The organism is Cryobacterium glaciale (assembly GCF_004402535.1).
GTDB lineage: Bacteria > Actinomycetota > Actinomycetes > Actinomycetales > Microbacteriaceae > Cryobacterium > Cryobacterium glaciale.
Genome location: NZ_SOEY01000008.1, coordinates 173,439 through 198,546 on the forward strand (window position 1 = coordinate 173,439; position 25,108 = coordinate 198,546).

Annotated in this window: 23 protein-coding genes and 1 tRNA gene; 14 read left to right on the plus strand and 10 right to left on the minus strand. The window is 61.6% G+C overall.

The window, feature by feature from the left end; genetic code table 11:
* Positions 1-2: 2 nt before the first annotated feature.
* From E3O06_RS05625 to E3O06_RS05640, 4 genes are all read right to left on the minus strand, one after another.
* Entirely contained in the window at positions 3-920 is a 918-nt protein-coding gene (locus E3O06_RS05625; RefSeq protein WP_134501992.1) for a hypothetical protein, read from the minus strand.
* A 93-nt stretch (positions 921-1,013) separates the two neighbouring features.
* Positions 1,014-1,262: a hypothetical protein gene (locus E3O06_RS05630; RefSeq protein ID WP_134501993.1), complete on the minus strand. Its 249-nt coding sequence runs from the start codon at positions 1,260-1,262 to the stop codon at positions 1,014-1,016.
* 283 nt (positions 1,263-1,545) lie between these two features.
* On the minus strand, positions 1,546-2,673 hold the full coding sequence (locus E3O06_RS05635; RefSeq protein WP_134501994.1) for a HigA family addiction module antitoxin: 1,128 nt from the start codon (positions 2,671-2,673) through the stop codon (positions 1,546-1,548).
* 23 nt (positions 2,674-2,696) lie between these two features.
* Positions 2,697-3,032, minus strand: coding sequence for a type II toxin-antitoxin system RelE/ParE family toxin (locus tag E3O06_RS05640; protein WP_134501995.1), 336 nt, complete (start codon positions 3,030-3,032; stop codon positions 2,697-2,699).
* Positions 3,033-3,184: 152 nt separating this feature from the next.
* On the opposite strand from E3O06_RS05640, the gene E3O06_RS05645 reads away from it, so the two are divergent.
* Genes E3O06_RS05645 through E3O06_RS17940 form a run of 4 tightly spaced genes read left to right on the plus strand, consistent with a single transcriptional unit; the run spans position 3,185 to position 5,345 of the window.
* On the plus strand, positions 3,185-3,460 hold the full coding sequence (locus tag E3O06_RS05645; RefSeq protein ID WP_166788114.1) for a multiubiquitin domain-containing protein: 276 nt from the start codon (positions 3,185-3,187) through the stop codon (positions 3,458-3,460).
* Complete coding sequence (locus tag E3O06_RS05650) at positions 3,393-4,610, plus strand: ThiF family adenylyltransferase (protein ID WP_198415784.1); 1,218 nt, start codon at positions 3,393-3,395, stop codon at positions 4,608-4,610. The genes E3O06_RS05645 and E3O06_RS05650 overlap by 68 nt, the downstream gene beginning before the upstream one ends.
* Positions 4,607-5,026 (plus strand): ubiquitination-like system serine protease family protein, encoded by a 420-nt coding sequence (locus E3O06_RS18365; RefSeq protein WP_420898868.1) that lies wholly within the window; start codon positions 4,607-4,609, stop codon positions 5,024-5,026. Before E3O06_RS05650 ends, E3O06_RS18365 begins: the two co-directional genes overlap by 4 nt.
* Positions 4,932-5,345 (plus strand): DUF2188 domain-containing protein, encoded by a 414-nt coding sequence (locus E3O06_RS17940; protein ID WP_241979891.1) that lies wholly within the window; start codon positions 4,932-4,934, stop codon positions 5,343-5,345. The genes E3O06_RS18365 and E3O06_RS17940 overlap by 95 nt, the downstream gene beginning before the upstream one ends.
* 1,361 nt (positions 5,346-6,706) lie before the next feature.
* Here the strand turns inward: E3O06_RS17940 and E3O06_RS05660 are convergent.
* A complete protein-coding gene (locus tag E3O06_RS05660; RefSeq protein WP_166788115.1) occupies positions 6,707-7,609 on the minus strand; it encodes a DNA-processing protein DprA in 903 nt (300 codons plus the stop codon).
* 225 nt (positions 7,610-7,834) lie between these two features.
* Positions 7,835-8,248, minus strand: coding sequence for a DUF2510 domain-containing protein (locus tag E3O06_RS05665; protein WP_134501998.1), 414 nt, complete (start codon positions 8,246-8,248; stop codon positions 7,835-7,837).
* Between the two features lie 113 nt (positions 8,249-8,361).
* Between E3O06_RS05665 and E3O06_RS05670 the strand changes: the two genes are divergently transcribed.
* From E3O06_RS05670 to E3O06_RS05680, 3 genes are read left to right on the plus strand one after another with little or no spacing between them, the layout of a single operon-like run.
* A complete protein-coding gene (locus E3O06_RS05670) occupies positions 8,362-10,341 on the plus strand; it encodes a type I restriction-modification system subunit M (protein ID WP_134501999.1) in 1,980 nt (659 codons plus the stop codon).
* Positions 10,338-11,645, plus strand: coding sequence for a restriction endonuclease subunit S (locus E3O06_RS05675; protein ID WP_134502000.1), 1,308 nt, complete (start codon positions 10,338-10,340; stop codon positions 11,643-11,645). The genes E3O06_RS05670 and E3O06_RS05675 overlap by 4 nt, the downstream gene beginning before the upstream one ends.
* Positions 11,645-14,722 (plus strand): type I restriction endonuclease subunit R, encoded by a 3,078-nt coding sequence (locus E3O06_RS05680; RefSeq protein ID WP_134502001.1) that lies wholly within the window; start codon positions 11,645-11,647, stop codon positions 14,720-14,722. Before E3O06_RS05675 ends, E3O06_RS05680 begins: the two co-directional genes overlap by 1 nt.
* A gap of 602 nt (positions 14,723-15,324) precedes the next feature.
* Here E3O06_RS05680 and E3O06_RS05685 read toward each other — a convergent pair.
* Positions 15,325-15,395, minus strand: a tRNA-Gly gene (locus E3O06_RS05685).
* 71 nt (positions 15,396-15,466) lie between these two features.
* Between E3O06_RS05685 and dcd the strand changes: the two genes are divergently transcribed.
* Both dcd and E3O06_RS05695 read left to right on the plus strand, forming a co-directional pair.
* Positions 15,467-16,048 (plus strand): dCTP deaminase, encoded by a 582-nt coding sequence (gene dcd, locus E3O06_RS05690; protein ID WP_134502002.1) that lies wholly within the window; start codon positions 15,467-15,469, stop codon positions 16,046-16,048.
* An 85-nt stretch (positions 16,049-16,133) separates the two neighbouring features.
* Positions 16,134-16,655, plus strand: coding sequence for a hypothetical protein (locus E3O06_RS05695; protein ID WP_134502003.1), 522 nt, complete (start codon positions 16,134-16,136; stop codon positions 16,653-16,655).
* A 46-nt stretch (positions 16,656-16,701) separates the two neighbouring features.
* Here the strand turns inward: E3O06_RS05695 and E3O06_RS05700 are convergent, their stop codons facing one another.
* Positions 16,702-17,502, minus strand: a complete 801-nt coding sequence (locus tag E3O06_RS05700) for an isocitrate lyase/PEP mutase family protein (RefSeq protein ID WP_134502004.1) — start codon at positions 17,500-17,502, stop codon at positions 16,702-16,704.
* A gap of 178 nt (positions 17,503-17,680) precedes the next feature.
* A complete protein-coding gene (locus E3O06_RS05705) occupies positions 17,681-19,063 on the minus strand; it encodes an MFS transporter (RefSeq protein WP_134502005.1) in 1,383 nt (460 codons plus the stop codon).
* Between the two features lie 219 nt (positions 19,064-19,282).
* On the opposite strand from E3O06_RS05705, the gene dnaK reads away from it, so the two are divergent.
* The 5 genes from dnaK to E3O06_RS05730 all read left to right on the plus strand — a co-directional run bounded on the left by dnaK (position 19,283) and on the right by E3O06_RS05730 (position 24,473).
* Positions 19,283-21,157, plus strand: a complete 1,875-nt coding sequence (dnaK, locus tag E3O06_RS05710) for a molecular chaperone DnaK (protein WP_134502006.1) — start codon at positions 19,283-19,285, stop codon at positions 21,155-21,157.
* Between the two features lie 9 nt (positions 21,158-21,166).
* Positions 21,167-21,793, plus strand: coding sequence for a nucleotide exchange factor GrpE (locus E3O06_RS05715; protein WP_134502007.1), 627 nt, complete (start codon positions 21,167-21,169; stop codon positions 21,791-21,793).
* Positions 21,786-22,787 carry a DnaJ C-terminal domain-containing protein gene (locus E3O06_RS05720; protein WP_134502008.1) on the plus strand — a complete coding sequence of 334 codons (1,002 nt, stop codon included), beginning with the start codon at positions 21,786-21,788 and terminating at the stop codon, positions 22,785-22,787. Before E3O06_RS05715 ends, E3O06_RS05720 begins: the two co-directional genes overlap by 8 nt.
* Before the next feature lie 2 nt (positions 22,788-22,789).
* A complete protein-coding gene (locus E3O06_RS05725) occupies positions 22,790-23,203 on the plus strand; it encodes a heat shock protein transcriptional repressor HspR (RefSeq protein ID WP_134502009.1) in 414 nt (137 codons plus the stop codon).
* 145 nt (positions 23,204-23,348) lie between these two features.
* On the plus strand, positions 23,349-24,473 hold the full coding sequence (locus E3O06_RS05730) for a class I SAM-dependent methyltransferase (protein WP_241979935.1): 1,125 nt from the start codon (positions 23,349-23,351) through the stop codon (positions 24,471-24,473).
* Positions 24,474-24,509: 36 nt separating this feature from the next.
* Here the strand turns inward: E3O06_RS05730 and E3O06_RS05735 are convergent, their stop codons facing one another.
* Positions 24,510-25,103 (minus strand): histidine phosphatase family protein, encoded by a 594-nt coding sequence (locus tag E3O06_RS05735; protein ID WP_134502011.1) that lies wholly within the window; start codon positions 25,101-25,103, stop codon positions 24,510-24,512.
* Positions 25,104-25,108: the final 5 nt, after the last annotated feature.

The window sequence follows — 25,108 nt, forward strand, 5'->3', positions numbered from 1 at the left end:
TTTCAGGAAGTTGATCGGTGTTTTGTTGAACGCGCCACCATGCGCCGGCCGTACCAGTTTCGGGTCGGTGATCTGGGTGGCGGAACTGCTGGACCAGCCACAGCTTGGGTGAGTGCAGGTTGCGCGCGGTCAGCGACGCTTTCCAGCCACTTGACATCTTCCTTCACGCCTTCGATTAGTCCCTGATACATACGTGCGATCACGAGCCTGAAGAGCCCATGAAGCCCGAAGGTGAGCCTGGGGTGTCGCGGATCCTCTTCTCGAACGAATTGAAGCCACGCTCGCAGCAACGCCAAGTACACGATCGTGTTGCTGAGAGTGACTATGACTAGAAACGCGAGTGGTGAGCCTTCAGAGTCGACGGTCATAGCGACGATCACGAGGGCCCCGGGAACTGTGATCACAAACCACATCAGTTTCCTTTTCCACTTGGACGGACCGGAACTTGCGTTCGACAAGAGCACGAGCAGCCCCAGTCCAAAGTTGAAGCACCGGACCAATAGCATCGCTACCGCTATTCCGAGGGTCGTATCCACACTGTTCCCAAGCCCGTCGAAGTACTTCTGCGCGGTTTCAGGCGACGCGTAATCTGGTTGGAAAACAAGTTGCGCTGCGGTCGGCAGCAGCATCAGAATGATGACGCTCGCGATGCCTGTTCCGATCAGCCAGCGGTAAGAGGGCAGGGAACGGGTGATCCGGTCTAATCTCACCTGCCGTGAGCTCACCAACTCGTACGCCGTATTTAGCCGTTCGTTGACCTCCGTGCTCGTGATCACCCGTGCGGCATCAATACAGAGCACGGCAGTAGCGAAGGCGATCACGAGGAATGCGAGGAGTTCTGCCTTGGACGAAGTCGAGGGCGGCCCGAACGCTCGTTGGACGACTGTGCTGACGGCAAGGAGCATGACGACGGCGGCCACGAACGCTCCCGTCGTGGAGAAGGCTTTCGCTCGCCATACTTCTGTGGGGCTTGCTTCTCGGCTGCTCTCGGAACGGAGACCGTGGACGGCGACCTACAAGCCGATCGCCACTGCCGCCAAGGCTCCGATGACAGGGATCTGAAGCTCTGTATCTAGGACCAGCCAATCTGACGGCACAAAGTCAGGCACCAGACTCGGGGTGTCACTCACGTGTGGAAGAACATCCAGAATGCCGTATGCGAAGACGATGCTCGTCGCCAGATAAATGAAACCAACAGCCACGCGGCGAGTCACTCCGCCAACTGAATCAATGACGAGTCGTGCTGATTCGGCTTCGCTCACGGCGTTGAGCCTTTCGGGGTGCCGCGCGTTGATGCTAGACGTTGGCGGACCCCAATTGAGTCAGAAGATCGTCACGGCGGGAACCGCGTTCGATGCCCGCTGACGAACCGTCCCGCGGCTGGCGGGCCGCGGCGGTCGGTCTTGACGTAATCGACCGTTCTCGGTCTCGTGCCCTCGGAGTGGGGCCCTTGGTCGCTAGCGAAATACAGCTCAGGCCGGACGAGGACCTCGCCCGACAGGCAGGAAATCACCATCGATTCGTTTCCGGAGCTGGGCAACAGTCCTATTGATCGGAGTCGTCAGCCGACACGATGATGAGCGAGGCAAATAGTCCGGGGACGCCGAAGGTGTGCTTGTTTCGGTCATGTTGGATTCGTCCGGCCACAATGCCTGGGTGGATGCCAAGCTTCGACGCTAGGGTTTTCACTTCAGAGTAGGTGTGGACGTTCTCAATGAGCGCGTCAGCTTCGAGCGGTATGAGTGTGCGGGCCGCGAAGTCGTTTGCTTGCTTCTCTGCCTCGAGTCGGCCGCCGTCTTTGCCGAGGGAGTGCTCGACGAAGACGTCTTTCTTGCCATGAAGGAGGACGTGTGCCAACTCGTGAAAGAGCGCGAACCAGAAGTGATCGTTTCTTTTGTGGCGCAGGCTTAGCTGAACTAAAGCCTTGCTCGGCGATAGCCATCGGGTTGCGCCGCTTGCGCGGGCTCCAGTGACTTCGGGGATGAGGACGATGGCAACGCCAGCCCGGGCACACAGTTCCTGCACCTGCGGCCAAAACACGTCTGGCTCGAGGACTGTGAGCGCGCGCAATTTAGGGAGGATCGCTCGCAGCGCCGCCTTGTCAAACGGTTGAACGGCCAATTTGCTGGCTTCAAGTTCACCGAGGCGGAGCCAGGCTGCAACGGCGCCGGCATCGGCGATGAAGGCGGCGGATTGCAGGAACGCCGCCGATGGCTCGGCCCAAGCAGCACGCCACGCGCCAACCGAAGCGACTCCGAAAAATTCCAGAATCTCCTGCAGTTGTGTTTCGCGATCGTGATGCGTGGCCTGGATGATCCCGCTCTTGCGGAGGGCTGCAACAGGCATCTGTTTCAACCAGTCGAGACTTCCGGCAAGGGATTCACGTTCGGATGCTCTGCTTTGCCAATCCCGATACTGCGATTCGAGTGAATTCCACAAGCGGGCGGGTACGCCCGTAGCGCGTTCCAACTTGATGGCAGTTTCATGCGTGAGGGCAGCTGTGCCTAGAACAATCTGACTGATGTGTTTAGTGGACAACCCGGTGCGCACCGCGAGGTCGCTTTGCGACAGGGGCAAGGCCTCCAGCGTCTCTCGGAGCGTCTCCCCGGGGCTTGAAATCCGATCGGGGACATAGGGGATCCACGTCGAACCCTGATTGTTGTGCTCAGCCATGTCTGGCTCCTTGAAGTGATTGGTCAATGAGTGTCTGTGATCTCGAGAACGCAAACGGTGACTACTTGGCTCAGGTCGATGCCGCCGTCACTCAGCCGTGGGATCGGATCATCGGCGATTTCGAAGAGCAGGCGGTAAGGGCCGTCGAGATCAATGGAGAACTGCTCGTCCTTGTCACCTATCAGTTGGTGGCACCTCGCCTGAGGGAGCGTGTAGAACTCAGCGAGGTTCGAAGCGGCGGAAAGTTGGTCCAGGCGGCGAAGTACCTTGTCTGCCCGCTCAGATCCCAGTTTTCTGACTCGTTGCGACGCGGTGGTGCACATCTTGGCGAGCTTGGCGTTGCCAAAGCCAACGTTCACGCGTTGGCCTCCAAAGAAATGATACACCCATCAGGTGTGCTAAACTGTTTGATGCACCAACAAGGTGCATCAAACTATCGGAACCATTTCAGCTGGTCCTCGAACAACGCACCCCACGGTGCAGAAAATAGGTGCCCATCATGAATAGTACATTGATCGAAGTCGACGGTCCCGGCGCGCGAAAGCCCGAGCGCTTGAACGAGATCGTGGTGAATGGAGAATTGACCGCGCACGCTGCACACACGATCACCTTCGAGGAGCTCGTGCAGATCGCATTTCCTGAGGCACCGGCGCCGGACGCCACTTTCACGGTGACGTTCAGGAACGCGCAAGGCCGTCGGCGCGAAGGTGAATTGGTAGATGGCCAGTCGGTCAACATCAAAAAGAAGGGAACGACCTTCGATGTCACTACTACGGGAAAGTCCTAGCCTCGATCTTCGCAGCCTCATCGACCAGGGCTATGAGATCAGGATCGAGGATAACTACCTCGTTATGGGCCATGTACCGTTCCTTAACGCCTCCGGCGTTGTTGAATTTGGTGAGCTGATTTCGGAGTTGCTCGTCTCGGGCACCGAGACGCTGCGACCAGATCCACATACCGTGTACTTCACCGGAGTGCCCCACGACACCCAAGGGCGCCCGTTGGTCAAGATTATCGCCGGAGTCATGTCTCAGGTGCTTACCCCCACGCTTACGGCCGCTACCTTCTTGTCGAGCAAACCGCCGATCGGCTACTACTCGGATTACCACGCGAAGATGACGCAATACGCGAAGATGATCTGGGGGTGGGCGCAGGCCGTCGATCCCGACGTGACTGCCAGAACCTACCGACCTGTCATCGTCAATGAGTCCGATTCCGTTTTCGAATACCTCGACTCCGCTTCAAGCCGAGCCGGCATCACCGAGCTCACCAGGCGTCTCGCCAGGGGGCCGGTGGCGGTCATCGGTCTCGGTGGAACCGGATCCTATCTGCTGGACTTGCTCGTGAAGACCCCGGTCGAGCAGATCCACCTGTGGGATTCGGACGTCTTTTCGGCCCATAATGCGTTTCGCGCGCCCGGCGCCGCAAGCGTCATAGATCTCAACGCACGGCCGCTCAAGGTCGACTACTACACCACCATTTACAGCAAGATGCGACGGGGGATCTTCCCACATCCCCAACGCATCGAGGAGGAAAACGTCTCCGAGCTTGCTGGAATGAGCTTCGTCTTTGTGTGCATGGACGCAGGACCATCCAAACGCGTCATCGTCGAGTACCTCATAAGCAAGGGAATCCCATTCATCGACACGGGCATGGGTGTGCAGCGGCAGGGCGACGCGCTCGGCGGCGTCGTGCGGGTAACGACGAGCGCAGAGGGACAGCACGCGCACGTACTCAACAGGGTGTCGTTCGCCGACGAGCAGCACGACGAGTACGACCGCAACATCCAGATCGCCGAGTTGAACTCCTTGAACGCGACGATGGCCGTCATCAAGTGGAAAAAGCTGATGGGCTTCTACCTTGATCACGAAAAAGAACTGCACTCGACTTACACCGTGAGCGGGAACTTCTTCGCGAACTCGGAGAACAGCGAATGAAGGTGTCGACCGTGCGAACGCAATTCGTGGAATACATCCCGTCCACCCGTGACGAAGGGGTCTTATACGTATCGACGAAATTTAGAACAGCCGTTCACAACTGCGCGTGCGGATGCGGCAACAAAGTTGTCACACCGATCGACCCAGCTCGTTGGCACCTGTCATGGGACGGAATCGATGCCACATTGTCGCCCTCAGTCGGGAATTGGGAGTTCCCCTGCCGATCCCACTATTTGATCCAAAGGGGCGACGTGAGGTGGTCGACTCAGTGGACCGATAAGCAGATCAAAGCCGGCGCGCAGCGAGATCGCGAAGCGCGGATTGACCAGCTGGCAGCGCCAGGCCCATTCAAGCGGACAACTTTCGTGGCTCGCCTCTTTGCGCATCTTCGGCGGGTCCATCGCCGAATGCAGTAGTGCTGAGACGGACGCTTGTCTGGGCCATGTCAGTGGCTACTGCAACCCTGATATGGGAGGACCGAATGACAACTCAAGAATAGGGCGGAAAATCATGGCAACTGGCGACATCTCGACATACAACGAAGACGGAACCTGGAAAAGCGCGGTTGAGGGCAGCTCTCGAGCGGCGCATGTCGGTGGCACCAAAGCCGAGCAGCAAGCGATCGGCAAGGATTTGGCTAAGGGGCGTCGTGTGGAGCACACCGTACGCAATCTCAATGGTCAGATCGCGCAGAAGAACTCCTACGGGAACGATGCATACCCGCCAGCCGGTTAGAGGTAACGAGCGACTGCGCCCGCAGGTTGACGGGCAACTGTTTCCGCCTGCGGGCCTGCCGCGCTCGATCTGGTTAGTCGGGGGATAAGGGAAGAAGGTTGTCTCAGACGCGAGTGATTACATGCATCAAGCGATACTCGCCAAACGAGCAGTGACCCGTCCAGCGGCCTGCCGGGCAGTACGGCCGGTGTTGACGTAATAGGCCATTATCGGTCGGTCGCACCGGGCCGCGAGGTGCCGATCGGATCTAGGGCGAGCGAACAGACCGGCCAATGACTGCGCGCATGCCCTGTCTATTGATAGTGGGCCTGATCGTCAGCGGTCATGGCGATCAGATCCACCGGCAACGAGAGTTTCAAGGCCTCGACGTCTGTTCGAAACGCATCGACCGACCGGTCGTTGTCATATATGACTAAGAGATTGATGTCGTACGCACGCTCAAGTCATCGCCGACGGAGTACGTCACATCTTTGACCTCACGGCACAGCGCGAGCGCATTGACCGAGCCCAGCGGGGTGGCCCAGGCTCAGTAACAAGTTAGCAGGGTGTGGTCATCGATGTGCACGACGGTCCAGGAATCGTTGGCAAAAGCGAAGTTAGGCATGCTTGATTCCATGGAGGGGGCAGACGTGAGAATCGAACGCTGGTTCGGGATGGCCCTGCAAATACTCTACGTTCGGTCCCCAATCCGTCCGAAGCACGCGACCGAAAGGAACAATCCCAACTTTTGCAATTCCAGCCAGCTTCAGGCTCGCTGCAATTGATTGGGCATGGCCGCCCGTCACCCACGAGTCATCGATGACAACAGCCCGCGTAAGGCCAGCCACAGCGGCAGCGTCGACGGCCCAATCTTCGAGGCGCAATTGGCGTCTCCCATTCCGCGTACGATCCGTGTCACCGACGTAGGTCGGCATGAGCCTGGGAATGCTTGGAGTGAACATCGCCAGTATCGCCTCGATCGGATGTGGACCCTTGCGTCCTCCCGTTGACGGGATACTAACTATGGCGACTGTCGAGGTTTCCCAGCCAGGCATTAGGCATTGAGCGTAATTGGCGAAGGCGAGACGCAGCATGAGGCGTAGCCGCTCGGCGGCCACGTCAGCGACTGCCTGCTGAGCCTCATCCTTGTACGAGGCCAGGTCGGCATAGGCTTGCCCGCCCATGGGAGCCCAACTCAGCGGGGCGACGAAATCAGCAAGAGGCAACCCTGAACCATTGTGAATGTTGCATGCGTAACACAGCTCGTAGTTCGGATCCTTGGGGACCGTGCAGACGGGGCAGATGCCAGGTTGGCGACTTGGCGGATTTCTGTATATGCGACGCAGGGATGCGTCCTTAGGCTGTTCCTGCATCGTGGGCGCTTAGGTCGCGAAGAGAGACCCTGCAGCCCAGCTCGCCGCCCCTGCATCACGTCGGTCGTGGATGCGATGGACAGCTTCTTCTGCCTCCGCCGCATTTGAAACGACCACGACATCGAGTCCGTCATCCACGAGCGCCTTGCCCCACGTTGTTTGAAGAAAGACAGCTCGGCTGATTATGAGTGGCCGCCCATGTCGCACCGCAGCGCGGGCTTGAATCCGCGTCCCGGACTTCTCACTCGCCTCGGCGATCACCGTCAGGGACGCGAAGCCGCTCATCACAACGTTGCGCATCGGGAACGTCTTGGGAGATGCGCTGCCATCAGGGTGGAACTGAGAAAGGAGTAGGTGATTTGCAGCGATTTCATCTTGTAAGGCAGCGTGCTCTTTCGGGTAGCTGCGATTGAGGCCCGTCCCAATCACGCCGATTGTCCGGTTCCCCTCCCTGAGGGACGCGGTCATAGCCGCAACATCAATACCATAGGCGAGCCCAGACACGATGGGGACTTGGTGTTGCGCGAGCCTTCTTGCGAGATCAGTCACGAACCTTACGGCACCTTCGGAAGGCTTCCGCGTTCCGACTATGGCCACTGATCGCAGGTCAGCGATCTCCCTGTGACCCTTCCAGTAAACAACGGGAGGGAAATCGTGGATCGTACGAAGCTGTTCAGGGTAGCCATCCGCAAGGTACGTATCGGCGTGTATACCAACGGCTTCAAACTCAGCGATCGCTCTTCGCGCATCGTGCAGTGCGCGCTTATATTCCTCGTCGATGAGGTAGCCAGCAAGATGCTCTCTCAGCGCTGCGTCAGGACCGCCCGCCCGCTCAATGAGAGCTCGGATCTCACGCCACTTCAGCGAACCATCCCGCAGGAGGGCATAGAGCGCAACATTCTCCACGCTCATCCGACTATCCATAACAACAGGTTACCGCCAACCGCTGACGGTCGCATGGACGCTGCAGCGAGTCGCAGAAGGAGCGATGACGAGGCGGAGCCTTGCCCATTCGATGGTTGTGCCTGGGCGGAACGCACTACCGACAGCTTCATAGGACACATTTGACCAAGATTATGCAGTGGTGTCAGCGCTCTAGAGCCAAGCCTGGCTCAGGCCGCCTCCACTTCTCCCGCCTCAAAGCCTCCCGTTAGCCGCATCCACGTATTGACGGATGCAGCACAGGTCGATGATGAACCAGATGACCGCTGCGATCAGCATGAGGACGCCAACACCAACGCCCGTGAGCGCCCACCCGCCCCAATACAGGGCGAGGAACCCGATGGCCGGCCCGACGCGGCCCAGATAAAAGTTGTGCGCCGCGAAGCCGCCCAAGAGCAAGATGAACAGATACGCGATCCCGGTTGTCTTCTCGCCGGGTCGTGCACTCACGTAGACGACCTGCGGCGGCGCGCCCGGCGCGGCGACTTTGGGCGTGGAATGCTCCGTCCAACCGGAGCCATCCCACCACCGGTTCACCGTTGCATTGTCGGGGCTCGTGTACCAACCTGCCGGCGGCAGTTGCGGCGTCGCCGCTAATTCATTACTCATTGTTCCCCCCGTTGATTCGATCTCAGAGTACCGTCTACTCGGGCACGGACATGCTCGATGTCATTCGTCGCCAATAGGCTGAACCCAACACGTAATTGGGGAGCTCCAAAAACATGGCCGAAAACAACAACGGCGCTTTTATCTGGTCAATCGCGAATCTGCTTCGCGGCACCTACAAGCAATCGGACTACGGCAAGATCGTACTGCCGTTCACCATTCTCAGCCGCCTGGACGCGGTGCTGGCGCCGACCAAAGACGCCGTCCTCGCCGAGTACACCAAATACAAAGACGGCAGCATTCCAGTCGAGAAGCTCCTCCCGGCCGTCTCCAAACATGACTTCTACAACACCAGCTTGTACACGGTCGAGAAGCTCAGCGGCGACCCCGCCAACGTGCGCGCGAACCTGCTCAACTACCTCGACGGTTTCTCGGCCAATGTGCGTGACATATTCGATCGCTACGACTTTCCGGCCCAGATCGCGCGCCTCGACGAGAATGACCTGCTGTATCTACTCATTCAGAAGTTCGCTGCCGTCGACCTGCACCCCGACCGGGTCAGCAACACCGAGATGGGCCTCATCTTCGAAGAGCTCATCCGCCGCTTCGCAGAAGCCTCCAACGAAACCGCCGGAGAACACTTCACCCCACGCGAGGTCGTCCGCCTCATGGTCAGCCTGCTCTTCACCGAGCACCCCGACGAAAACCCCGAGAAGTCCCTCTCCGTTCCCGGCGCCGTGCGAACCGTCTACGACCCCACCGCCGGCACCGGCGGCATGCTCAGCGTCGCCGACGACTACGTACGCGAACACTTCCCCCAAGCCTCCCTCACCCTCGTCGGCCAGGAACTCAACGCCGAATCCTTCGCCATCGCCAAGGCCGACATGGTCATCAAAGGCCAGGCCATCGAGAACATCATCTGGGGCGACACCCTCACCAACGACGGACACCTCGAAAAAACCTTCGACTACGGCCTGTCGAACCCTCCGTTCGGCGTCGAATGGAAGAAACAGCAGACGTTCGTGCAGAACGAATACGACCAACGCGGCTACGACGGCCGCTTCGGCCCCGGCCTGCCCCGCGTCTCCGACGGGTCCCTCCTCTTCCTCATGCACCTCGTGAAGAAAATGCGCCCGAAAGCTCAGGGAGGCGGTCGCGTCGGGATTGTGCTGAACGGCAGCCCACTCTTCACCGGCGGCGCCGGCTCCGGCGAGAGCAACATCCGCAAGTACGTCATCGAGAACGACCTCCTCGACGCCATCATCGCCATGCCCACCGACCTTTTCTACAACACCGGCATCGCCACCTACATCTGGATCCTCGACAACGACAAGCCCACCAGCCGCAAGGGCAAAGTGCAACTCATCGACGCCACCGACCAGTGGATCAAAATGCGTAAGAACCTCGGCTCCAAACGCCGTCTCATCAGCCCCGAACAAATCGAACACATCGTCCAGCTCTACGGCAACAACAGCGACGGCACCGAACAAACGGATGCTGACGCCTCGAAAATCTTCGCCACCGCCGACTTCGGCTACACCACCATCACCGTCGAACGTCCTCAACAGTTCAATTGGGCCGTCACCCCGGAGCGCCTGCAGCTCGCCTTGTCGCCGAAGAATCTCACCGCCCTCGCGGACCAGATCAAGACGGCACTGCTCGATCTCAGCAACGCCGCCAAGACCACAACCGATGCCGCCGTGTTCACCACGCGAGTCAAGAAGGTACTCACTTCCGCCGACGTCGCCCTAAGTGCACCCCTGCTGAAGGTCCTCATTGCCGGGCTCGCCGAGCGAGATGAAACCGCACCGGTTGTCACGGACAGCAAAGGGAAACCCGTCGCCGACACCACCCTGCGCGACACGGAGAACGTGCCGCTCACGGAGGACATCAACGCTTACATCCAGCGCGAGATTGCCCCGCACGTCCAGCACTTCTGGGTTGATCGCACCAAGGACAGGACCGGTTACGAGATCCCCTTCACCCGACACTTCTACAAATACATGCCACCGCGCTCGCTCGAGGAGATCGACGCCGATCTCAACAAGCTGGTCCAGGAGATCACTGTCCTGCTTGGTGAGGTAGAACGCGCATGAGCGGGTCATTGAAATACTCAAAATACAAACCGTCCGGGACGCAATGGCTCGGAGAGGTCCCGACCCATTGGGCTGTAACGCGTCTTGGTCGTGGTTTCCAACTCATGCGACGCCCACCACGCAAGGAAGACGGCAATCTGACTGCCTACCGCGACGGAGAGGTGACTCTCCGTTCAAATCGACGGTTAGACGGTTACACGGAGGCTGACAAAGAAATCGGTTATCAAGGCATCCGTGTCGGGGATCTCGTTATTCACGCTATGGATGCGTTTGCGGGCGCCATCGGCGTATCGGACAGCGATGGTAAGTCATCTCCTGTTTACCTTGCTTGCCAGCCGCTGCCTGGCCACGATGCCCGCTACTTCGCGAGAGTCATGCGTCACATCGCCCTTTCGGGATATATCACGTCCTTAGGAAAGGGCGTTCGAGAGCGTTCGACTGACTTTCGTTGGAGCGACGCACGGAACGTACTGGTTCCCGTCCCGCCGATTGATGAACAGCAGAGGATTCTGGCTTTCCTGGATCGGGAGACTGGCCAGATTGACGCGCTGATTACCAAGCAGGAGCAGTTGGTCGTGGCGCTGACTGAGCGCCGCCAAGCAGTGATCACCCAAGCGATAACCCGTGGCCTTGATCCTCTGATTCAGCTCAGGGACTCCGCGACGAAATGGTGGGGAAACATTCCCGTGCACTGGTCGATTACCGGACTCAAACATCTTGTGTCAATCCCGATCACGGATGGGCCACATGAGACTCCAACGTTCTTGGCTAATGGAGTGGAATTCATCTCTGCCTCAGCGATTTCCGCTGGAACCGTCAACTTCGACAAGCGCCGGGGCTTTATCTCTGCAGAAGACCACGCACTCTACTCGATGAAATACTCACCTCGGCTCTATGACATTTACATGATCAAGTCGGGGGCGACCACCGGGAATTCGGCGATTTTAACCGAGGACAGGGACTTCAGTATTTGGTCGCCGTTGGCCGTGCTGCGGAGTGGCCACCGCACTAACCCATTTTTCATGCATTTCGCCATTCAGTCACAGGCATTTCAGCGAGCGCTGACGCTTGCATGGACGTTTGGCACTCAACAGAACATCGGAATGAAATCAATCGGCGACCTGCAAATCCCGACCCCTCCGAGACCAGAGCAGGACGAAATTGTTCTCTATCTTCAAGAACACGTTTCGATTATCGATGCGCTCATAGCCAAAGCACATCAGGTCGTTGAGGTCCTGCAGGAGCGTCGTCAGGCACTTATCAGTGCTGCAGTCACCGGGAAGATTGATGTGAGGGGGCTCTGATGGGGCAGCACAATGAGACACCGTTCGAAGAGGAAATCGCTCTCTACCTGCAATCCCGGGGGTGGCTGTATTCCCCCACCAGCACGGGTTACGACAAGGAACGCGCCCTGTTCCCAGAGGATGTGTTCGGCTGGTTGGCCGACACGCAGCCCGAGGCGTTGGCGAAGGTTCTGAAGCCGGGTGATGCGGCATCCGTTCAAGAGGAGGCGCGGAACGCGATTCTCGACCGGCTGGCCAAATCACTCGGTGCGTCCTTCGACAGTGTCGCTGGGGTGCAGGGCGGGACTCTGTCGGTGCTCAGACGTGGGTTCAAGTACACGCCGGCATCGTTCCGGATGGCGCAGTTTCGGCCTGCTGACGGGTTGAACCCCACGACCACGGCTGACTACGGCAAGATGCGCCTGCGGGTGATGCGTCAGGTGTTCTATTCCACGTCGAACCAGAAAAGCATCGACCTGGTCTTGTTCGTCAACGGGCTGCCGGTGGCGACGCTGGAGTTGAAGACGGACTTCACGCAGAGCGTGCAGGATGCGATCTCGCAGTACCGCACCGACCGCAATCCCAAGGGTGAACCGTTGCTTTCCTTCGGCCACCGCGCGCTCGTGCACTTCGCCGTCTCCAACAGCGAAGTGTTCATGACCACGCATCTGCAGGGCCCGGACACGTTCTTCCTGCCGTTCAACAAGGGCAATGACGGGCGGGCCGGCAACCCGGTCAACCCCGACGGGTCGGAGACCGCCTACTTGTGGGAGCGCGTGCTGCAGAAAGACGCGTGGCTCGGTATTCTCGGGCGGTTCATGCACCTCCAGGTGGAGAAGAGCATTGACCCCGTGACGGGCGAGGTTGAGAAGAAGGAAACCCTGCTGTTTCCACGTTTTCAGCAGTGGGAATCGGTGACGAAACTCATCGAGACAGCCCGTGAAGAAGGCCCGGGGCACCGGTACCTGATTCAGCATTCGGCAGGGTCGGGCAAGACGAACTCGATCGCCTGGACCGCGCATCAGCTGTCGACGCTGCACCGCACCGACGGCAGCAAGGTTTTCAACTCCGTGATCGTCGTCACGGACCGCACCGTTCTGGACACCCAGTTGCAGGATGCGATCAAGCAGATCGATTCCAAGACCGGCGTGGTCATCGGCATCGATAGTAAGACCGGCGGGTCGAAGTCGAGCCGGTTGGCTGAGGCGCTCACGCAGGGTGCGCAGATCATCGTCGTGACCATTCAGACGTTCCCGTTCGCGATGGCCGAGCTGGCCAAGCTCGACGGGTCCCTTGCGGGGCGCAGCTTTGCGATCATCGCCGACGAGGCGCACTCCTCGCAGACGGGAACCACGTCAAACAAGGTGAAGTCGGTGCTCAACGCCGACGAGCTCGCGGATCTCGCCGACGGCGGTGAGGTCGACATGGAGGCACTGCTCGCGGTCGACATGGAGTCCCGCGCGAATGCGACGAACATCTCCTACTTTGCGTACACGGCCACACCCAAGGCGAAGACCCTGGAACTCTTCGGTCGCTCCGTCGACGGAGGCCTGCCGAAACCGTTCCATCTCTACACAATGCAGCAAGCCATTGAGGAGGGCTTCATCCTCGACGTGCTGCGCAACTACACGCCGTACAAGGTGGCGTTCAAGCTCGCGCACAACGGTCAAGAGTATGACTCCGATGGGCCGTTGGTGGAGAAGACCCAGGCGGTCAAGGAGCTGATGCAGTGGGTTCGGCTGCATGACTTCAACATCACCCAGAAGGTCGCGCTCATCATCGAGCACTACCGCGAAAACGTGGCCTGGCGCCTGAACGGCAAAGCCAAAGCGATGGTCGTCACCGGATCACGCCGCGAAGTCGTGCGCTACAAGCTCGCCTTCGACGCCTACCTCAAGCGCACCGGACACACGGATGTTCGCGCTCTCGTCGCCTTCTCCGGCGAGGTTCTCGACGAGGACCTCAGCCCAGACAAGTTCACGGAAACGAGCATGAACACCGGCCTCAAAGGCCGCTCCCTACCGGAAGCGTTCAAGACCGACAGCTTCCAAGTGATGCTCGTGGCCAACAAGTACCAGACCGGGTTCGATCAGCCGCTGCTCGTGGCCATGTACGTCGACAAGAAGCTCTCCGGTGTCACGGCGGTGCAGACCCTGTCTCGGCTGAACCGGATGGCCAAGGGCAAAGACACCACGTATGTGCTCGACTTCGTGAACGACCCCGAGATCATTCGGGAGTCGTTCGAGCCCTACTTCAAGGACGCGCGCCTGTCGGCCGTGTCGGACCCAAACATCGTGCACGACATCAAGGGCAAGCTCGATGCCCTGCACCTCTACGAGGAGCACGAAGTGGATGCGGCGGCCTCTGTAGAGGTTTTCAAGAAGGGTAACAACGCTCTCGCCGCCGCTGTTGCGCCGGGCAAGGACAGGTTCAACAAGCGGTATGACGCGGCGGTTGAGGCCGACGACCATGAAGAGGTCGACCGGTTGGAGCTGTTCCGCAGGGACCTGACCTCGTTCATTAATGCCTACGACTTTCTGTCGCAGATCATCAACTTTGAAGACGTGTCGATTGAGAAGCACGCAATTTACTACCGGGCTCTGGCCCGCGTGATCAGTGAGAAAACACGGCGTAGCGCCATCGACCTGACCGGTGTGGCGATGATCGGTTATGGCATCAAAAAGCATGACCAGCAGAACATCAGTCTGACCGGTGATGAGGAGCTGGACCCGCTCATCGGTTCCGGGTCAAAGAGTGCCGTCGACCCAGTTCTAGCGCGTCTGCTCGAGGCCGTGAACCAGCTCAACCAGCTCTTCGACGGCGACGGGCTCACCTCCGCCGACATGATGGGTTTCTACACCCATGTGAAGGGCAAGGTCGCCGAAAACGAGAAGGTCACCACCCAGATCAAGGTCAATAGCGAGCAGCAGTTCCTGGCGAGCCCCGACCTGGGCAGCACGGTGACGAACGCAATCGTGTCGTCAGGGACCAACTTCACGGCGATGGTCGCCGAGGCCCTCACCAGCGACGACAAGCTCGCCAAGATCATCGACATCATCGGCCGAGCACTCTACCAAGACGAGCGCAACGCCGCCTAGTTGGATGTTCCAAGGCGGCAGGGAGGCCGCGTGATGGTGGGTGCGATCTGGTCTGGTCTGGCTAGTGGCGCGCCATGCAGGGTTCGGGTTTCGGACGACGTTTGACGGTGCTTGTCGGAGGCGAACTCGGTGACGGCGGGAGACCTTCGGAAGCTGATCGTCTCCGTGCCCGCACTGAGGTCACACTTCTTTCGCTCGTTGGCTAGAAGTGTGACCAATCGTCGCCACGGAGGCCCCGAAGTACAGAGGTTCGCGAAAGAGCCGGGCCCTGAGTCTCGAATTCCACGAGAACAAATAAAAAGTCTCGGTATGAATGATTAAAGTCTTGATTGCCTTGAGAACTGACAAAAACTGTCAGTTCTCACGGTAATCAAGACTGTTTGACCTAATCGAGATCACGTCTTTACTGGCCTCGGGCTTCGCCGGCTGCGGCATGGCCTCTCACGGCTATCGAGACTGCGCCCGACGCCGGCGGCGCCACACCCGCATGTTTACGCGGCAAATGGGCAGCGTCAGCCTCCGTCAGCGAACCAGTCTCGATTACGTTGACGCGAGTCTCGATTACCTTGCGAAACGACAAAAACGCGAGTGGGCTTGAACGGAGCGGATGACGGGAATCGAACCCGCGCTATCAGCTTGGGAAGCTGAAGTTCTACCATTGAACTACATCCGCGCGCCCGACCGTGAGTGAACAACAATCGGAACCGTGCCAGCATATCAACCCCGCGCGGCTAGGCTGGCACCGTGCTGCTCTCCGATCGCGATATCAAAGCTGAACTCGACGCTGGACGAATCGGTTTGGAGCCGCTCGACCCCGCTATGGTCCAACCGTCGAGCATCGATGTGCGCCTCGACCGCCTGTTTCGGCTGTTCGACAATCACAAGTACGCCTACATCGATCCGGCCGAAGACCAGCCAGAGCTGACCCATCTCATTGAGACCAAGCCAGACGAGCCCTTCATTCTGCACCCGGGCGAGTTCGTGCTCGGCGCCACCTACGAGCGGGTCACCCTGCCGGACAATGTGGCCGCCCGGCTCGAGGGCAAGAGTTCGCTCGGTCGCCTCGGCCTGCTCACGCACTCGACCGCCGGCTTCATCGACCCCGGGTTCTCTGGCCACGTCACGCTCGAGCTCAGCAACGTCGCGACCTTGCCGATCAAGCTGTGGCCCGGAATGAAGATCGGCCAGCTGTGCTTCTTTCAGCTCAGCTCCCCGGCCGAGAAACCGTACGGCTCGAGCGAATACGGCTCCCGCTATCAGGGCCAGCGCGGCCCGACCGCCTCGCGCTCGTTCCAGAATTTTCACCGCACCACGATCGACCGCTGACCCCACCAGAACGTGCGAGCGGATGCCGGCGGGCCGAGCAACCGTAGTACGTCGAACGTAACCTCCAGTCGGGTAAAATCTGAATATGACCTCCATGCCCACCCGCTTCGACGAGGCGCTCATCGCGCACGGCCCCACGCCGGCATACCCAGGGCGCATGCACCGCTTCGGCCAGCTGGTCGGCTCTTGGGCCGCCAAAGGCTTCCGCCTCGACGAGACCACGGGCGAATGGATCGAACGTGACTTCGTCTGGATGGTCGAATTCATCCTCGATGGTCGGGCGGTGCAAGACGTCGAGATCGTCGCGAGTACGACGCATCCGTCGGGATTTGAAACCGTCGCCACCACCGTGCGCGTCTACGACCCGTTTGCCGGTGCCTGGCGTGTCAGCTACTTCGCCCCGGTACTCGGCGAATATTGCCAGCTCATCGCCACCCCGTACCGCCACGGCGTGCGGCAGGAGGGCACCCGCACCGACGGCCGCCCCATCCGCTGGAACTTCACCGCCATCACCCCCGACAGCTACAACTGGGAAGGCTGGGTCTCGGCCGACGAGGGTGCGACCTGGCAACTGATCGAACACAACGAGGCCACCCGCATCCGCTAGCCGGGAACGACGAGCGGATGCCGACGGCCCCCGTTGATAGGACGGCCTATAGTTTGAACTTGAAGCCGAGGTCGGCGGGGTACTCTCCGAGCGCGGTGAGGTTCGCGGCTGCGGATTGCAGGGCCGCGAGGGTGAGGCCGAGCGTGCCGGGGCCGAAGCTGACCCGGGAGATGCCCAGCTCGGCGAGGCGCGCGAGCGGCACGAGCCCGGGGGCGCCGATCACGGAGATTTTGCCATGGACCTGCTCGATGGCGCGCGACACCTTGTCTTCGTCGGTCAAACCGAGGAAGAAGATCAGGTCGGCACCGGCCCCCAGGTAAGCGTTGGCGCGGGCGACGGCCTCGTCCCAGTCGCCTCCGCCGGCGAGGGTGTCGACCCGGGCGTTGATGACGAGCGGAATCCCGCTCTGGTCGGCGCCGGCTCGGGCGGCGGCTACGCGAGCGGCGGCCGTCTCGATGTCGAACTGAGGGGCCTTGGCGGCGCCGACCGAGTCCTCGATGTTGATGCCGACGATGCCGGATTCCTCGATGAGGCGACGCACGTTGCGGGTGACGCCGACGGCATCCGGTGCGTAGCCCTTCTCGAAGTCGGCCGAGACCGGCAGGTCGACGGCACCGGCGATGATCGTGGCGGCAATGATGGCCTCGTCGAGCGAGAGGCCCTCCCCGTCTTGCAGGCCGCGCACGTTCGAAATGGAGTGGCTCGCGGTGGCGAGGGCCTTGACGCCGGGAGTATCGGCCACGACCTTGGCGGTGATGGCATCCCAGACGTTGGTCACGATGAGGGGCTCGCCGGGCACGTGCAGCGAGAGCAGGAGTTCGGCTTTCTGGAGCTGGGTAAGTGTCATGCGTTTCAGTCTGACCGGCGGGTGCCGCCTCCGCGAGGGGGGACAGCCTCAGTTCAGCGGATGCTCAGGTAACCGCGGGCTGGCGCCCAGTCCGCGGCGCGGCTGCGCGACCGACGCGCGGTTCGTGGACTGCCGGGGTCTGAGCACATTCTCGATCGTCGGCGGGCTGCTCCGGGTATCAGTCGATCTGCTGCTGCGTGGTCTTCACTGGCATGAGCAGGATCAGCCCGAGCAACAGCACGAGCATGATCCCGACGATGCCCCAGCGGGTGTCGCCGGCGATCGCCACGGCGACACCGAACAGGGTCGGTGCGAGAAAACTCACCGCGCGGCCGGTCGTGGCGTAGAGGCCGAAGATTTCGCCCTCGCGCCCGGCCGGGGTGATGCGGGCCAAAAAGGACCGTCCAGAGGATTGGATCGGGCCGACGAAGAGGCAGAGGAAGAGGCCGACGATCCAGAAGCCGATTTTTGCGTCGCCGACGAACAAGACCGCCGAACCGCCGATGACGAGGCAGGCCAGCGAGAAGGCGATGACCGCCTTGGCGCCGAACCGGTCGTCGACCCAGCCGCCGATGAACGTTCCAACGCCGGCCACGACGTTGGCGGCGATGCCGAACAGCAACACCTCGGTGAACGTGAACCCGAACACCTGCGCGGCGATGATGGCGCCGAAGGTGAAGATGGCGGCCAGGCCGTCACGAAAAACGGCACTGGCCAGCAGAAAGCGCAGCACATTCGGGTTGTTGCGCCAGAGCGCCGTGATGGTGCGCCACAAAAGGCGGTAGGAGTCGAGGAAGTCGATCCGCTCGGCACCGAACCGGCGCGGTATCTCGGGAACTTTGAGGAGCAGGGGCAGGGCGAAGATGCCGAACCACACGGCGGCCACGACGATCGCGAGGCGCACGTCGAGCGACCCGCCGGCCTCACCCGTTGGCAGCCCGATCAGCCCGCGGGCGGCGTCGTCGCCGAAGTTGAACAGAAAGCCCGCGAGCAGAATGATGAGCAGCACGATGCCGCCCATGTAGCCCATGCCCCAGCCGAAACCGGAGACGCGGCCGACCGTTTTGGGCGTGGACACCTGCACGAGCATGGCGTTGTTGTTGACCGCGGCGAACTCGAAGAACACGTTGCCCGCCGCGAGCAGCGCGGCTCCGAGCCACAAATAGCTCGGGAACGGTTCCACGAAGAACATGCCGAGCATGCAGGCCACGACGAGAAAGCTGTTGACGCCGAGCCAGAACTTGCGCCGGCCAGAACCGTCGGAGCGTTGCCCGATCACGGGGGCAGCGATGGCCACGAGGACGCCTGCAATCGCGAGGGCCCACGAAATGGTGGCGGCATTCTCGGCCAGCGCCCGCACGAGCGCGGGGTCCTTCGCATTGTCACCGGCCGCTTCGCGGATTGCCGGATCGACGAACAGGCCGCTCGCCAGGTAGGTGCTGAAGACGAAAGTCGTGACTACCGCGTTGAAAGCCGCCGATCCCCAGTCCCAGAACGCCCAGGCCACCACCCGACCACGCGTCGGAGGAGCACCCGCGTCTATGGCGACAGTCTCGGTCATGTGCACAATCTACTGCTCCGGGGTAACGATCGGGCTTTGTCTCCCGTCGCCGCTGACGCGGCGGCATCCGCTCATTAAAAGTTGAGTCACTCACACTCAACTTTCAGGCGCAGAAATTGACAGGGATGAAACGACTCTGGAATACTTGAGTCATCGAGACTCAAGTCTTGAGATTACTTTGCGGTTCGTTTCGCACATCATTGAAGGAGAACAACCCACATGGCTCGTGCAGTAGGTATTGACCTCGGAACCACCAACTCTGTGGTGGCCGTGCTCGAAGGTGGAGAACCCACCGTCATCGCCAACGCTGAAGGCTTGCGCACCACCCCCTCGGTGGTCGCGTTCACCAAGGACGGCGAGGTGCTCGTCGGGGAAACCGCCAAGCGCCAGAACGTCACCAACGTCGACCGCACCATCTCCAGCGTCAAGCGCCACATGGGCACCGACTGGAACGTCGCCATCGACGACAAGAAGTACACCCCGCAGGAGATCTCGGCACGTATCCTCGCCAAGCTCAAGCGTGACGCTGAGCAGTACCTGGGCGAGAAGGTCACCGACGCCGTCGTGACCGTGCCCGCGTACTTCAACGACGCCGAGCGCCAGGCCACCAAGGAGGCCGGCGAAATCGCCGGACTCAACGTGCTGCGTATCATCAACGAGCCCACCGCCGCCGCTCTCGCCTACGGCCTCGACAAGGGCAAGGAAGACGAGCTCATCCTGGTCTTCGACCTCGGAGGCGGAACCTTCGACGTGTCGCTGCTCGAGGTGGGCAAGGACGACGACTTCTCCACCATCCAGGTGCGTTCGACCGCCGGCGACAACCGCCTCGGCGGCGACGACTGGGACCAGCGCATCGTTGATCACCTGATCAAGCGCTTCAAGGAGACCACGGGCGTCGACGTCTCCAAGGACAAGATCGCCAAGCAGCGTCTCAAGGAAGCCGCCGAGCAGGCCAAGAAGGAACTCTCGTCAAGCATGTCGACGAGCATCCAACTGCCCTACCTGTCGCTCACTGAAAACGGCCCGGCCAACCTCGACGAGACGCTCACCCGCGCCCAGTTCGAGAAGATGACCGAAGACCTGCTCGACCGCACCAAGAAGCCCTTCCAGGACGTCATCCGTGAGGCCGGCGTCAAGGTCGGCGACATCGCCCACGTCGTTCTCGTCGGTGGTTCCACCCGCATGCCCGCCGTGTACGAGCTCGTCAAGAGCGAGACCGGCGGCAAGGACCCGAACAAGGGCGTCAACCCGGACGAGGTCGTCGCCGTCGGCGCCGCACTGCAGGCCGGCGTGCTGAAGGGCGAGCGGAAGGACGTTCTGCTCATCGACGTCACCCCGCTGAGCCTCGGCATCGAGACCAAGGGCGGCATCATGACGCGCCTGATCGAGCGCAACACGGCCATTCCGACCAAGCGCAGCGAAACCTTCACGACGGCCGACGACAACCAGCCGTCTGTCGCGATCCAGGTGTTCCAGGGCGAGCGCGAGTTCACCCGCGACAACAAGAACCTCGGAACCTTCGAACTCACCGGAATCGCACCGGCACCGCGTGGCATTCCGCAGGTCGAGGTCACCTTCGACATCGACGCCAACGGAATCGTGCACGTGTCCGCCAAGGACAAGGGCACCGGAACTGAGCAGTCGATGACCATCACGGGCGGATCCTCGCTGGCGAAGGAAGACATTGAGCGCATGGTGCGCGAGGGTGAAGAGCACGCCGCCGAAGACAAGCGCCTGCGCGAAGTCGCCGAGACCCGCAACACGGCCGAGCAGCTCGCCTACTCGATCGAGAAGCTGATCAAGGACAACGTCGACAAGCTGCCCGAAGACGTGAAGAATGAGGTGCAGGCCGATGTCGACACTCTCAAGTCCGCTCTCGCCGGCGACGACGACGACGCGGTGAAGACCGCGTTCGACAAGCTCAACGAAAGCCAGGGCAAGCTCGGCGAAGCCATTTACAAGTCCAGCCAGGCGGATGCCGCAGCCGGGTCCGACGAGGCCGGCGCCGACGAGACTCCTGCCGACGAGAACAAAGACGAAGATGTTGTCGACGCCGAGGTTGTTGACGACGACGAAGACGAGAAGAAGAAGTAGGCCGCAACTATGGCTGATAAGAAACATCCAGACAACGACGCTGCGGGGGTGCCCGATGACGGCACCGCCGCGGCCGGCGTGGGCGTCCCTGCAGAAGAAGCGCCCGTTGGGGCATCCGCTGCTGACGGAGACGCCGCGGCCTCGGCCGACGGGATCGAAGAAGACGAACTGACCGTTCAGGACATTCTGGACGCGGCAGAGCGTGAAGTAGCGGAACCGACGAGCGAACATCTCGCCGACCTCAAGCGAGTGACGGCCGAGTACGCCAACTACCGTCGGCGCACCGAAGCCAACCGCGCCATCGAGAAAGAGCGCGTGACCGGGGATATCGTCAAGGTGCTGATTCCGGTACTCGACGACATCTACCGTGCTGAGAAGCACGGCGATCTCGTGCCCGACTCCGCCTTCGCCACGATCGCGGCCAAGCTGCGAGCGAGCGTTGAACGCCTCGGCCTGACCTCCTTCGGCACGGTCGGCGACCCATTCGACCCGACCATGCACGAGGCGATTTTCCAGCAGCCGAGTGCGGCCGTCGACACCGAAACCGTCGGCGACGTCGCGGAGACGGGGTACTACCTCGGCTCCACGCTGCTGCGCGCGGCCAAGGTCGTCGTTCAGGTACCGAGCGATGGCTAGCCAGGACTGGTTCGACAAGGACTTCTACAAGGTTCTCGGGGTATCGAAAGATGTCACGCCGGCCGAGTTGAAGAAGGCGTATCGCAAACTCGCCCGTAAGTACCACCCGGACTCCAATCCGGGGAACCCCGCCGCGGAGGCGAAGTTCAAGGAACTGAGCGAGGCGCACTCGGTTCTGAACGATGCCGCCCAACGCAAGGAATATGACGCCGTGCGGGCCATGGGCAGCGGGGCGCGGTTCGCCGCGCCCGGCGGCCGAGCCCAGAGCGGTGGCTTCGAGGACGCTTTCGGAGGCATGTTCGGCGGCGGAAGCCGTCAACAGAGTTATACCTTCGAGCAGGGCGGCTTCGACGATATCCTCGGGGGTATGTTCGGCAGAGGTGGCGGCGGTGGGGCCGGCTTCGGCAACCCCACCGGTGGCTACCGCGGGTCAGGCGCGCCGACCCGCGGCCGCGATGTGATCGCGTCGACGACCATCGACTTCATCACGGCCACGCAGGGCGATCAGATTAGTCTGCAGACCCAGGACGGCCGCCCGATCAAGGTGAAGATTCCGGCCGGAGTCGCCGACGGGCAGAAGATTCGCCTACGCGGCAAGGGGCAGTCCAGCCCTGACGGAGGAGAATCCGGCGATATCGTGCTGACGATCACCGTGCGCAAGCATCCGGTGTTTGAACGTGACGGCCTCAACCTGCGTGTGACCGTTCCGGTCACCTTCGTTGAGGCCAGCCTCGGCGCGACGATCGAGGTGCCCACCCTCGGTGGTAGCCCCGTGAAGTTGCGCGTTGCCCCCGGTACTCCCGGTGGCCGCGTGCTGCGGGTCAAGGGTCGCGGAGTGACCACGGCCAAGGGCACGGGGGACCTGCTCGCTATCGTGCAGGTCGCCGTGCCCTCGCACCTGTCGAAGGATGCGGAAGAGAAGCTCACCGCGTTCGCCGCAGCGCTGCCCCAGGAAAACCCGCGCGATGAACTGATCGCTCGGGCGAAGGGCTAGTCATGGACGAGACCACCCGGGTTTTCGTGATTTCCACGGCCGCGGAGCTTGCGGGCATGCACCCGCAAACCCTGCGCCAATACGATCGCTTGGGCCTCGTCAGCCCGGAACGCACCCCCGGCAAGAGCCGCCGGTACTCCATGCTCGACGTGGCAAAGCTCCGTGAAATTGCGGAACTGGGCTCGGAAGGTGTGAGTCTGGAAGGTATTCGTCGTATCCTCGAACTCGAGGATCACGTGCGCGGGCTCGAAAATCGCCTGCGCGAGTTGGAATCGACGCTCGCCGATGAACTGCTGAACCGTCCGGGCCGCCGCGTATTCGCGGCTGGCTCGGCCGGCGATGTCATTTCGATGAGGGCGGGCACCCGCACCAGGCGCAGCAACCAGATCGTCATCTGGCGGCAGCCCAGACCATAGTCAGCTCCATGTTTTTGTTTCACAGCACGAACTGGTTGCACCAGCACCACTTTCAGGGGGAACCATGTCCGAATCGGGCACGCACGACCAGTCCGCGCCGCGGAACACCAATACGCAGACGCCGTTGAAAGGCACAGCGGACAGTGTGAACGAATTTGATTTCGACCGCCTGCGCCGTCGTCCAGACATTGAGGCGGAGAACCTATTCGCCGTCGACGCGAGTGACCGACTCATCCTCGATGAGGCAGCCGGCGCACTCGCCGCCTACCGTTCCGGTGGGGTCGTCGTGCTCGAGGACCGCTACGGCGCCCTCACCCTCGGTGCGGCCGCCCTGCACAACGCCCGCGGCATTCGGGTCTATCAGGACGCCCTCTCGGGCGAGTACGCGCTCGACAGCAACGCCTCCGGCGTCAACCTGACGGATGCCTACCGCTCACTGCCGCTCGGCGAAGAACTACTGAAGGATGCCCACGTCGTGCTGCTGCAGTTGCCGAAAAGCCTCGACGCGCTCGACGAGATCGCCGGTGCCATCGCGAAGTACGCCGCCCCCGACGTGATCGTCTTCGCCGGCGGCCGCATCAAGCACATGACCATGAGCATGAATGAGGTGCTGCGCCGCCATTTCGGCGCCTTGAACGTGCGCCCGGCCCGCCAGAAGTCGCGCGTGCTCATCGCGTCGTCCCCGCTCGCCACATCAACGTCTGCTTGGCCGCACAGCGAACGCCACGAGGACTTCGACCTCACCGTGCGCGGCCACGGCGGCGTGTTCGCCGGGACCAGCATCGACATCGGCACCCGGGCGCTGCTCGAGGTGCTCGACCGCATGAAGCCCGACGCTGAACGGGCCATCGACCTTGGCTGCGGCACCGGCGTCCTGGCCGCCGCACTGGCTGCGCAGCGCCCGCTGCTGCAGGTGCTCGCGACGGATCAGTCGGCCGTCGCCGTCGCATCCGCTCGCGCGACCGTCGACGCCAACGCGCTCGCCGATCGCGTCACTGTCGCGCGCGCTGACGGCCTGTCCGGCCAGGCGGACAACTCGGCCGACCTGATTCTGCTCAACCCGCCGTTCCATATCGGAGCGTCCGTGCACGCGGGACTGGCCGAGAAGCTGTTCATCGACGCGGCGCGGGTGCTCGCCCCGGGCGGCGAACTGTGGACGGTGTGGAACACCCACCTGGGCTACCGCCCGATGCTCACCCGCATCGTCGGCTCGACCCGACAGGTCGGCCGCAACACCAAGTTCACCGTCACGGTGTCGACCGGCCGCTGACGCACGACCGCAGCGCGAATCGGACTCACCAGGGAGTCAGACGCGCGTGAGCGGCTCGCCGTTCAGCAGGTCGAGCTGCCAGGCCGTCGTATCGTCGGCCTGCGCGTGATGGTGATGCACGAGGTTGAGCGACGCATTAGTGATGCTGCCGATGTGCTGGTCGAGTGCGTGCGCGAGGCTCAGGCGGATGAGTGTGCCGTGCGCGACGACGATGATTCGGGCCCCGGGGTGCTCGCGGGCGAGGTCGCGCAGCGCGTCGATGCCGCGAGCGGCGACGTCCTGTTCGGTTTCGGCGCCGTGGAACCCGCCCGGAAAACGCAGGGCCTCGAGTTCGGCTCCGGCACTGAGTCCCTCGGCCGGTCCGTAGTTACGCTCGGTCAGGCCGGGAATACGCCGGGCTTCGTCGAGTCCGAGTCGGTGGCCGATCAGGTCGGCGGTTTCGGCTGCCCGGGACAGCGGCGACGACACGATGAAATCCCAGCCGTAGGCTGACAGGGGGGCGACGGCATCCGCTGCCTGGCCGCGTCCGATGTCGTTAAGCGGGATGTCGGTGGCGCCCTGAATGCGCTCGGCGGCGTTCCAGTCGGTCTGGCCGTGGCGGATGAGGGCGAAGGTCGTCGTCGTGGTCACTGTTC